Source organism: uncultured Veillonella sp., from assembly GCF_963534045.1.
In the GTDB taxonomy this organism is placed as follows: domain Bacteria; phylum Bacillota; class Negativicutes; order Veillonellales; family Veillonellaceae; genus Veillonella.
Genome location: NZ_CAUSQT010000054.1, coordinates 1 through 7,238, shown reverse-complemented (window position 1 = coordinate 7,238; position 7,238 = coordinate 1). Strand labels below are relative to the sequence as shown.

Below are 7,238 nucleotides of genomic sequence, written 5' to 3'. Positions count from 1 at the left end.
ACGTATATAGAAAAATATGGTATAATAAAGAATACGAATGATATAAATTCTCAGTAGTGTAGAGGTATTGATAACGATGTTAGATGTAACATTTCTCGCACACAGCGGCTTCCTCGTAGATGATGGCAAGCGCTGCTATGTGTTTGATTATTATAAAGATCCAAACAATATTGTTTGGCAGTTGGCAAAGCGTGGCCGTGAGTTGTGGTTTTTTATTAGCCACAGTCATGCAGATCATTTTAATCCGTCTATTACGGAATTTGATGGTCCTCAAACGCGTTATATCTGCCATCAAGATGTACCCTTAGAGGGTAAGGTAAGAAAGTGTATTACCATGAGACCTGGCCAAGATGCCAATCTTGATGATGTAGGGATTCATATGTATGGCAGTACCGATGAAGGCGGTTCTTTCTATGTGAAAACGGATACTGCAAATATCGATTCTGATTCCATTTTCCATGCGGGCGATCTTAATTGGTGGCATTGGCTTGGTGATACGCCGGAGAATAATGCGGATGCGAAGCGCATGGCTTGGCGTGAATTTAAGGAATTAGAAGGCTTATCCGCAGATGTGGCGATGTTCCCTGTAGATAATCGTTTAGAAGATGCTATGGAATGGGGTGCTATTGAATTCTTACGCCGCGTACAGGTGAAAAAGGCGTTTATTCCTATGCATCTAAATGGTCCACTATGGACGCCATCCGTGTATTTTAAAGCTCTCTTTGGCGATGTTCCTGTGTGGGAACCTCAAAAAGAAGGCGATGAATGCATATTTTAAGTGACCCACGTGGTCACTACGTTATATGGGGAGAGTCTATATACGTAATTGAGTAAGTTAGGATCAAGTGATGATGAAAACCAAACCAGTGGCAACCACACTGTTGATTGTCATGGCTATCATATTTTTAATTTCATACCCTCATAGGCACGATGCACTTTGGGCGTTTATCATGCACGTTTCGGGGGCCGCGATGATTGGCGGTTTGGCGGATTGGTATGCAGTGACAGCGCTCTTTACAAAGCCTTTAGGTATTCCTTTCAAAACGGCTATCTTGCCGCGTAGTAAAGAACGGTTAATACAGATTGGCCGGACCATGCTCAGCGAAGAATTACTTCGGGTGCCACAAATGTACTATGCCATCAAACGAGAACGCGTTATGGTGCGTATCATCGAATATGGCATGAGTGATGTAGGGCAAAAACAGATGAGAGAACTCTTATACGGCATTGGCAATCAGGTATTATCCCATATGGATATTGAGCCGATGCGTAAGGAGATTAATAAGGCTGTTTATAAAGGGGTATCCAATTGGAAGGCCACACCTCTCGTTATTCTATTCGGTCGTTGCATGCTGGAACGCCATACGGCTAGCGTGTTTTGGCTTTATTTTAATCGAACTTGTCAGCGTGTTATCGCGTCAAATCAGGTGTATCCATATTTGTATCGCGTCATGCTAGACATTATGAAAACCTATACTAAGGATTCATTTATACGTGAATTAGCCATCGCCTTTGGTGGTGATGGGCTTTCACCTGAACGATTAGTTGATACAGTACAGAAAAAAGCAGTTCAATTCTTGCAAGATAACGAAGATATCGATTCGCCATTGGGCCGCTATATATGGGGGCAGGCCATCAGATTTTTCAATAATTTGGAAACGAATGAGGAATGGCAGGCTTTCATCGAAGAACATAAGGACCAATGGGTCAAAATGGTCCTCGAAGAATGGGAAGGCAAGCTCATCGATGGGGATACGCTCGATTGGGTGCGCCTCATGGATATTGTGCTCGAACGATTTAACGTGCTCGGCAGTGAAATACTTCTAAATCCTGAAAAACAAGCGCCGTTTGAACGATTCTTCTTGTTGCGTAGCATTCCATGGCTACAAAAATTGAACCCTCTTATCGATCGTGTGGTGGGCGAAGAACTATCTCGTTATTCACCGGACGAGATTACGCACATTATACGAGGTAAAATGTATTATGATTTACAAATGGTTCGTATCAATGGCTCACTTGTAGGGGCCGTCCTCGGCGGGCTGTTCTACGGCGTTACCCTCCTCATTAAGGGGGTGATCGGATGATACGATATATTAAATCGCTTACCTTGAAACAGCGAGCCAATGGAATCTTTGGCTTGATGTTCGTGCTCTACTGTTTTGTTTTTGTAGGCCAGTTTTTCTTTGATCATGAAAGCTGGTACCAGCCGCTCTATTGGGCGGTACAATCTGCTCTTATCGGTAGTGTGGCGGACTGGTTTGCCGTGACCGCATTATTCCGTAAACCTTTAGGATTTCCGTATCATACGGCTTTGATTCCACGCAATAAGGAACGCCTGATTAATGGTGTAATTAAGCTGGTGGAAACGAAGATGCTAACGCGAGATCGTTGCCAAGTGCTATTAGGCAAGGTACAATTCGTACCTTTATTTGAAAAATTCCTACTATCTCCAGAGGGACAGCGGGCCGCACGCCTTGTCATTCATCAGGGGTTACATTTGTTATGGAAATCTCAAACAACTGAGGACTGGGCACAGTGGGGGGCTAAGCGCATTCGTGCATTGTTAGAAAAACATTCCCTCGTACCTGTGTTAAAGCATGTATTACTTGATTTATGTGAACACAATCGCTATGAAGGCATGGTTGTACAGGTCTTGAATGTAATTCAAGAGCGTATTAACCATCCTGCTATGGTCACCTGGCTTACGGCCGTAGTTGCAGAGGAAGCGCATAAGAAAAAACGAAAGGGCTTCCTTTCTGATTTCTTGATTTCCTTGTCCGAGGCCACTGATGTTGTTAATTATCGTGAGATGGCAGAAGCCATTGTAACAGAGGCGTATGCTATGTTGGAAAACTGGAAACGCCCTAATAGCCCTGAGCGGACAGCATGGCTTCGTCAGTGGGTAGATCCGATTCGACACATAGAGGAAAATCATGTGGTCTGCGATGCTCTCGATGAGGCCTGGGAACGTTGGATACGAGAACAAGATTGGGAATCTATCATCGAGAACCATTTATGTCCATACGTTGAGGAGTTGCTTGTTGAAGGCGATGAAAATGGCGAAACGCCAGCTCAAGTTCTTGTAAATATCGCCCTTGAACTTTGGAATGTATATGGTCAATCTGAAGATCTTCGCAATCGCATTGAAACTACCCTCCACGATATTGCACGATATGTGCTAGAACAAGGGTATGATCTCATAGAAACCATCATACGCCAAGTATTAGGCGGACTTAGCACCGATAAATTTATCTACTTTATCGAGTCTAAGGTAGAGGATGACCTTAGCTGGATTCGTATCAATGGTGCCATTGTAGGCGCCGTGGCGGGCCTTGTGGTATGGAGCTTCCTTGAGTACGTCTATGTACCATTATTAGCTTTACTCGGTTAAATACCTTGTATAGCTTACAAGTAAATTACAGTATTTATATATAAGAAAACACCCTTCTATATGATGAGTGGTTCTCATAGTTGAGACCTGTCATGTAGAAGGGTGTTTTTTATGTACATCGTGTTACATTATTCTATTAATTCTTCCGATAGAGGAAGGGTAATGGAGAAGGTAGTAAATACACCTAGCTCACTCTTTGCCGTGATTGTACCGTGATGTAAATGAACAACCTTGTCTACGAAATAGAGGCCTAAGCCTATACCGTGATTAGACTTTTTATTCCGCGATTGCTCGGTTTGATACATGCGGTTGAATATTTGTGATAGATTATCTGGCTCGATACCAATTCCGTTATCGGTAACCTCAATGATCAAATAGAAGTTATTGCGTTTAGCCGTGATATTGATGGTCGATTTTGTGAATTTAATAGCATTGTCGATAAGATTTGTTACGGCACGACGTAAGGATACTTCGTGGCCCGTAATGATTAAATCACTATCGATATCGGCATTGATGATGATATGCTTTTCTGCACAAAGTCGAGTGTAATCATGTATCATGTTTCTTAACATGGTACTTACATCTACAGGGGCTACATTCATTTCATAGTTATTTTCTAACCGTGCTACATCCAATAATTGCGCTACTAAGGACGACATGAATTTGGCTTGCTCTAAGATGTGGGTCAAGCCTTCTTGCATTTCCTCTGGTGTACGCGCATATTTGATGGCGTATTCGCTTTCAGCTTGGATAACGGCAATCGGGGTACGCAATTCATGAGATACGTCGGAACTGAATTGCTTTTCCCGATTAGACGAATCTTCGAGGCCAGATAACATGCGGTTGAATGTGGTCGTCAACTCATAGACCTCATCTTTTGCAATTTCTGGCAATTCAATACGACGGCTCAAGTCGTTGTTTTTACCGATAACCTTAGCTGTATGTGTCAGCTTGCGCAATGGTTTTAGACCTTGTTTTATGAAGAGATAACCACCGATAGAAGATATGAGTAACGCTACTAAATTGACAAGCAATAAGGCGTACAGGATATCCCCGTTTTTATCCGTAATCTTTTGGCTCGTAATAGCCCGTAAGAAACCTCGATAATTCGGCGCATTGATCGGTACGTCGTAATAGTAGAATGTCATACCATTAGCTTCGATTTCACCAACTTGACCAAGGGATAGATTCGATTGATTTGGAAATCCATCCGGTAAATAGCCTTTGGTGATTAATCCATCCTGTGTGTAAACGAGATAGAATGTGCCATCTTCATAAGGCTTGAACTTGCGGATGTCCGTAGACATGATTAGCGTTTGTTGTTGTAACCGATCTCTGATTTCCGTGCTGCGTGTCGTGCCCATATAGTTATAGTAGAAAATGGACATGGAAATTAGAAGGGTAATCAGAAACAATGTATACCACAACATGATTTTAAAGGTTAGTGGTATGCGATTCCACAGGTGCTTAAATGCACCCGACATAGAATTAAGGTCGTGACCTTGTTCCTTAGTTTTCTGTTTTGAGGACATATCCTACTCCACGAACGGTTTGAATTAATTTCACATTTTCATCCGTGTCAATCTTTTTACGTAAATCCTTAATATATACATCAATTAGATTAGAGTAGCTTTCATAATCGTATTCCCAAACATGATCTAGAATTTGTTGACGGGACAAAACGATGTTTTCGTTGCTTGCTAAATAATACAATAAATCAAATTCTTTAGCCGTCAATGTAATCGCTTCGCCATCGCGTTTGACCGTACGTTGAGGGACGTTGATTGTTAATGGGCCAACCTTGATGTCGTTTTGTGCATGACGTGCGTTACGGCGTGCTAATGCATAGATACGAGCTGTCAATTCTTCGAGATCAAATGGTTTTACAAGGTAATCGTCTGCACCTGTGTTGAGACCTGTAACCTTATCTTGTAAGGAATCTTTTGCCGTTAATAATAAAACAGGTGTTGTATTACCTTCATTACGCATTTGGGCCAATGCGCTAATGCCATCCAATACAGGCATCATGATATCCATAACAATTACATCATAACTAGATGTATTTACATAATCGATAGCTTGTTGACCGTTGAAACATGTATCGACAGTCATATTTTCAGCACGTAAATATTTGGCCGTAATACCATTCAGCATTTCTTCGTCTTCTACAAGTAAAATCTTCATATGTTTGTTCTCCTTATGTATGATTAAATTATATAACTCTCTCTTAATACAACTTAATTACTAATCAGATTCCATTTTGTGAAAGCTGCAACACATTAGTAATTAAATTAATATTAACATATTTAAGTTATATTATATAACTAATTTATCTATTATCATACCTTATACAAATGGAATGAGTGAAAAATGAATGTAATAAATGGTAAAACCCTTATATATTCATATATATAGTGTGTGTAAGCACTACTATATAAGTTTTATCTGGTATAATTAGATTTCATAAAATGAAGTATATCGAAGATTGCCGTATATGCATAGATAAGGGCGATTTTACCGATTTTAAAAGATGTAAGGAAAATCACAATAAAAACTTATGATAATAATTATCAAAAGTAAAAAGTATACTAAAATCGAGAGGTTTTAATATACATAAGCTATTTAAATTCCGTGTATTTTTAGTAGGAATTTAAAAATTTTGATAACGATAAATGACCTTATTGGGGTGGTATAGTCGGTAAAACATAGTATTTATTGGCCTCATATGGTTAGCTATAAAGTAAAAAATTCGGAACCGAACCAATATAAATGATATACATAAAAATAAATAGAATTTCCATTTAATGTAATCGGAATGTTCAAGATTCATCTACAAAAATGTGAAATGATACAGAGTATCAATTAAAATCATCGAAATTAATTATGCATAATAAGGTTTAGACATACGGGGCAATGCTCACTATAATTATAAGTAAAGCTATAAGAAAAATCGCACAAGTGTGAGGCTTTTCTTTAAGGAAAAATGATTAGGTTATCAAAAATTTTTATAAGTTTTTGAAATGAGATAGTCTAACAAGTTTTCTTATTAATAGGTAGTTATGAGGAGGTCATTATGGAACAGTTTGATGTTCTAGTAGTAGGTAGCGGTGGCGCTGGTCAACGCGCGGCTCTTGAAGTTGGTCGTCGCAAAGGCTTAAAAGTAGCTCTTATTACTAAAATTTTCCCAACTCGCTCTGCAACAGCAATGGCGCAAGGCGGTGTAAATGCATGTTTGAATAACGTTGCAGCTGAAGATACAATCGAAACACATACTTTCGACACAGTAAAAGGTTCTGACTATCTTGGTGACCAAGATGCGATCGAATTCTTCTGCTCCCGTTGTCCAGAAGGCGTACTTGAAATGGACCACATGGGTGCTCCATTCTCTCGTACTCAAGAAAACAAAATTGCGCAACGTAACTTCGGTGGTCAATCCTATCCACGTACTTGCTACTCTGCGGATAAAACTGGTCACGTTATTTTGCACACAACTTACGAACAATGCTTGAAAGAAGGCGTACACTTCTTACAAGAATGGTACCTTTTAGATCTTGTTAAATCTGCAGAAGGTCATGTTGGTGGCGCTGTAGTTTGGAACATGAAAGAAGGTCGCGTAGAACAAATTAAAGCGAAAGCTATTATCTTGTCCACTGGTGGTGCAGGTCGTATTTTCTGGACTCGTACTACAAACCCATTCCTTTCCACAGGCGATGGTATGGCAGCAGCATTCCGCGCTGGTAATGCCTTGAAAGATATGGAAATGATCCAATTCCATCCAACTGGTCTTGGTCGTACTGGTATCTTGATGTCTGAAGCGGTTCGTGGTGAAGGTGGTTACCTTCTTAAT

The 7,238-nt window shown here is 40.2% G+C and carries 6 protein-coding genes; 4 read left to right on the top strand and 2 right to left on the bottom strand.

Translation table 11 applies throughout. The annotated features are described in order from the left end of the window. Positions 1–76 precede the first annotated feature (76 nt). From RYP29_RS07665 to RYP29_RS07655, 3 genes are all read left to right on the top strand, one after another. Complete coding sequence (locus RYP29_RS07665) at positions 77–778, top strand: MBL fold metallo-hydrolase (RefSeq protein WP_105083702.1); 702 nt, start codon at positions 77–79, stop codon at positions 776–778. A gap of 70 nt (positions 779–848) precedes the next feature. After that, a complete protein-coding gene (locus RYP29_RS07660; protein ID WP_311532919.1) occupies positions 849–2,084 on the top strand; it encodes a DUF445 domain-containing protein in 1,236 nt (411 codons plus the stop codon). Beyond that, positions 2,081–3,391: a DUF445 domain-containing protein gene (locus tag RYP29_RS07655; protein WP_311532921.1), complete on the top strand. Its 1,311-nt coding sequence runs from the start codon at positions 2,081–2,083 to the stop codon at positions 3,389–3,391. Before RYP29_RS07660 ends, RYP29_RS07655 begins: the two co-directional genes overlap by 4 nt. 128 nt (positions 3,392–3,519) lie before the next feature. Here RYP29_RS07655 and RYP29_RS07650 read toward each other — a convergent pair whose 3' ends face one another. After that, positions 3,520–4,923: a HAMP domain-containing sensor histidine kinase gene (locus RYP29_RS07650; RefSeq protein ID WP_311532922.1), complete on the bottom strand. Its 1,404-nt coding sequence runs from the start codon at positions 4,921–4,923 to the stop codon at positions 3,520–3,522. Next, complete coding sequence (locus RYP29_RS07645; RefSeq protein WP_005378137.1) at positions 4,901–5,575, bottom strand: response regulator transcription factor; 675 nt, start codon at positions 5,573–5,575, stop codon at positions 4,901–4,903. The genes RYP29_RS07650 and RYP29_RS07645 overlap by 23 nt, the downstream gene beginning before the upstream one ends. A gap of 889 nt (positions 5,576–6,464) precedes the next feature. On the opposite strand from RYP29_RS07645, the gene RYP29_RS07640 reads away from it, so the two are divergent. Continuing rightward, a partial coding sequence (locus RYP29_RS07640; protein ID WP_311532924.1) for an FAD-binding protein occupies positions 6,465–7,238 on the top strand: 774 nt, incomplete at its 3' end.